Source organism: Promicromonospora kroppenstedtii DSM 19349, from assembly GCF_000515355.1.
Taxonomy (GTDB): Bacteria; Actinomycetota; Actinomycetes; order Actinomycetales; family Cellulomonadaceae; genus Promicromonospora; species Promicromonospora kroppenstedtii.
Window position 1 is genome coordinate 5,098 of the sequence record NZ_KI911581.1, and the last position, 3,065, is coordinate 8,162.

Here is a 3,065-nt window from a genome sequence, read left to right on the forward strand (position 1 = left end):
CGCAGCGCCTCCCCCAGCGTCAGGTCGGCGCGCCAGCCCTCCTTGACGCGGCGGCCGAGCTGCTCGGCCTGGCCGCCCATGACGACGAAACCGTGCTCGTCGGCAACGGTGCCGTCGTAGGTGAGCCGGTAGATCTGGTCGTCGGCGGCCGTGGCACCCACCTCGGCCACGACGATCTCGACCTCGAGCGGCTTGGACTCGGTGATGAAGACGGTGCCGAGCGTCTGCGCGTAGGCATTGGCCAGGCCACGGGCCGTCACGTCGGACCGGTCGTAGGAGTACCCGCGCATGTCGGCGTACCGCACGCCGGCGACCCGCAGGTTCTCGAACTCGTTGTACTTGCCCACGGCGGCGAACGCGATGCGGTCATAGATCTCCGAGATCTTGTGCAGCGCCCGCGAGGGGTTCTCGGTGGCGAACGCGATACCACCGTCGTAGGCGAGCACCACCACGGACCGGCCCCGGGCGATGCCCTTGCGGGCGAAGTCCGCCCGGTCCTTCATCAGCTGCTCGGGCGAGACGTAGAACGGCATGTTCATGCGATCGACCCCCTCTCGCGGCGCTGCGCCACGATCTGCTCCGCCACGCGGGAGATCTCCGCGTCCTCGATCCGCTGGTAGCCGTCCATGGTCACGGTGGCCACCACGGGGAAGATCCCCCGCACGGTGTCCGGGCCGCCCGTGGCCGAGTCGTCGTCCGCGGCGTCGTACAGCGCCTCGACAGCGACCTGGACCGCGGCGTCCGCGTCCATCCCGCGCCGCCACAGCTTCTTCATCGCGCCGCGCGCGAACAGGGAGCCCGAACCCACGCCGTGGTGCTCGTGCTCCTCGTAGCGCCCGCCGGTGGCGTCGTAGCTGAAGATGCGGCCCGTGTCCTTGTCCAGGTCGTAGCCCGCGAACAGCGGCACGACGGCCAGGCCCTGCATGGCCATGGGCAGGTTGCCGCGCAGCATCGTGGCCAGGCGGTTCGCCTTGCCCGTGAGCGAGAGCAGCGAGCCCTCGATCTTCTCGTAGTGCTCCAGCTCGAGCTGGAACAGCCGGACCAGCTCCAGGCCGATGCCGGCGGAACCGGCGATGCCGACCGCCGAGTACTCGTCGGCCGGGAACACCTTCTCGATGCTGCGGCTGGCAATCATCGGGCCGGCGGTGGCCCGCCGGTCACCGGCCAGCAGGACGCCGCCGTCGAAGGTGAGCGCCACGATCGTCGTGGCGTGCGGGGAGAGGGTCGCCGGGTCGGTCATGCCCGCGGGCATGCTCCGGTTCCCGGGCAGGCGGTCGGGGGCGTACTCGGCCAGGAAGTCCACGAAGGACGACGATCCCGGACGCAGGAAGGCGTCCGGGAGTCGTCCTGCGAAGTTGTCTGCGTTCAGGTTCACTGCCCACCCTTCTGGACGAATCCGCGCACGAACGACTCGGCGTTGGTCTCCAGCACCTCGTCGATCTCCTCGAGCAGGGCGTCGACCTCGTCGTCGTCCTTCTGCGGTGCCGCAGCGGCCGCAGCCGGGGTGTCGGCGTCGTCGTCGGGAGTGCGGTCCTCGTGTGACGGGTTGATTCTTTCCTGACCGGCCATGATCGCCTCCTGGTGATTCTCTGACGTAACGCTGGTCTTGCAGCCTAGGCCCTGAGCCTTGGTGTTGACCCCAGGTTCGACCCTAGAGGCAGACACCGACATCGAAGCTCACCTTCGCCCGGAGAGTCCGGCGAGCAGTGCCGCCGCGTCGGGGCTCGCGTCGAGCAGGGCGCCGATATGGCGTCGGGTGCCACGCGTCGGGTCGAGCATCGGCACGCGCTGCAGCGCCTGGGCACCGTCGACGTCGAAGATCACCGAGTCCCAGCTCGCGGCGGAGATCTGACTGCCGTAGCGCGCCATCACCTCGCCCCGGAAGTAGGCCCGGGTGTCCGCCGGCGGGTGCTGGACCGCACGCGCGACGGACTCCTCGTCGACGATGCGGTCCACCGCACCCTTGGCGAGCAGCCGGTGGTAGATGCCACGCTCGGGACGCACGTCGGACCACTGCAGGTCCATCGCGTGCAGGCGCGGGTGGTCCCACTCGAGGTTGTCGCGCGACCGAAGCCGCTCGAGCAGGCGCAGCTTGGCGACCCACTCCACCTCGCGCGCGCACTCGGCCGGGTCCGTGCCGAGCCGCTCGACCACGGAGGCCCAGCGGTCCAGCACGGCGTCGGACTCCGGGTCGGTGCCGAGCACCTTCAGGGAGCGCCGCACGACGTCGGCGACCTCGCCCTGGAGCTCGAGCGCCGTCATGGTGCGGCCGTCGGCGAGGTCGAGCGCCGCGGTCAGGTCGAGGTCGCGCGATACCTTCTGGACGTCGCTCACGGGCGAGGCCAGGCGCAGGGCGCCCAGCTCGGCGCGGGCGTCCACGCCGGCCTCGGCCAGCTCGTCCAGGTGCTCCAGCACCCACAGGACCAGCGACGTCGTGCCCGTCTTGAGGTAGGTGGGGACCTCCATCAGGTTGGCGTCGCCGAGGATCAGGTGCAGGCGCCGCCAGCGCTGCCGGTCGGCATGGGGCTCGTCACGCGTGTTGACGATCGGACGGCGCAGCGTGGTCTCCAGGCCGATCTCGGCCTCGATGTAGTCCGCGCGCTGCGAGATCTGGAAGCCGGGCGTGCCGCTCGTGGCGCCCAGGCCGACCCGGCCCGAGCCGGTGAACACCTGCCGCGTGACCAGGAACGGGGTGATGAGCTCGGCGAGCGTGGTGAACGACAGCGCGCGGTCCACGAGGTAGTTCTCGTGGGTGCCGTAGCTGGCGCCCTTGCCGTCGACGTTGTTCTTGTACAGCACGACCTCGCTGCCGGGGAAGCCGGACAGCTCCCGCAGCGCGGCGAGCATGACCCGCTCGCCGGCGACGTCCCAGCGCACGATGTCCTCGGGCGTCATGACCTCGGGCGAGGAGTACTCGGGGTGCGCGTGGTCCACGTAGAGACGGGCGCCGTTCGTGAGGATCACGTTGGCGGCGCTCGGGTCGTCGTACTCGTCGGCGGCGGGCCGCTCGACCTCCTGGGTCGAGCCCGGCCGGCGGCGGCCGCGGCCCGGCAGGCCGGGCTCCA

The 3,065-nt window shown here is 70.8% G+C and carries 4 protein-coding genes; all 4 read right to left on the reverse strand.

The features are described from left to right. On the reverse strand, window positions 1-539 hold a 539-nt coding region (gene prcA / locus PROKR_RS02390), incomplete at its 3' end, for a proteasome subunit alpha (protein ID WP_036959329.1). Continuing rightward, window positions 536-1,375: a proteasome subunit beta gene (prcB, locus tag PROKR_RS02395; RefSeq protein ID WP_425414847.1), complete on the reverse strand. Its 840-nt coding sequence runs from the start codon at window positions 1,373-1,375 to the stop codon at window positions 536-538. The genes prcA and prcB, both read right to left, overlap by 4 nt. Next, window positions 1,372-1,569, reverse strand: coding sequence for a ubiquitin-like protein Pup (locus PROKR_RS02400; protein WP_036959325.1), 198 nt, complete (start codon window positions 1,567-1,569; stop codon window positions 1,372-1,374). The genes prcB and PROKR_RS02400 overlap by 4 nt, the downstream gene beginning before the upstream one ends. A gap of 108 nt (window positions 1,570-1,677) precedes the next feature. Continuing rightward, on the reverse strand, window positions 1,678-3,065 hold a 1,388-nt coding region (gene dop / locus PROKR_RS02405; RefSeq protein WP_036959326.1), incomplete at its 5' end, for a depupylase/deamidase Dop.

Coding starts and splice junctions, on each gene's coding strand:
- PROKR_RS02400 (WP_036959325.1), bottom strand. CDS start 1,569: ATGGCCGGTCAGGAAAGAATCAACCCGTCACACGAGGACCGCACTCCC.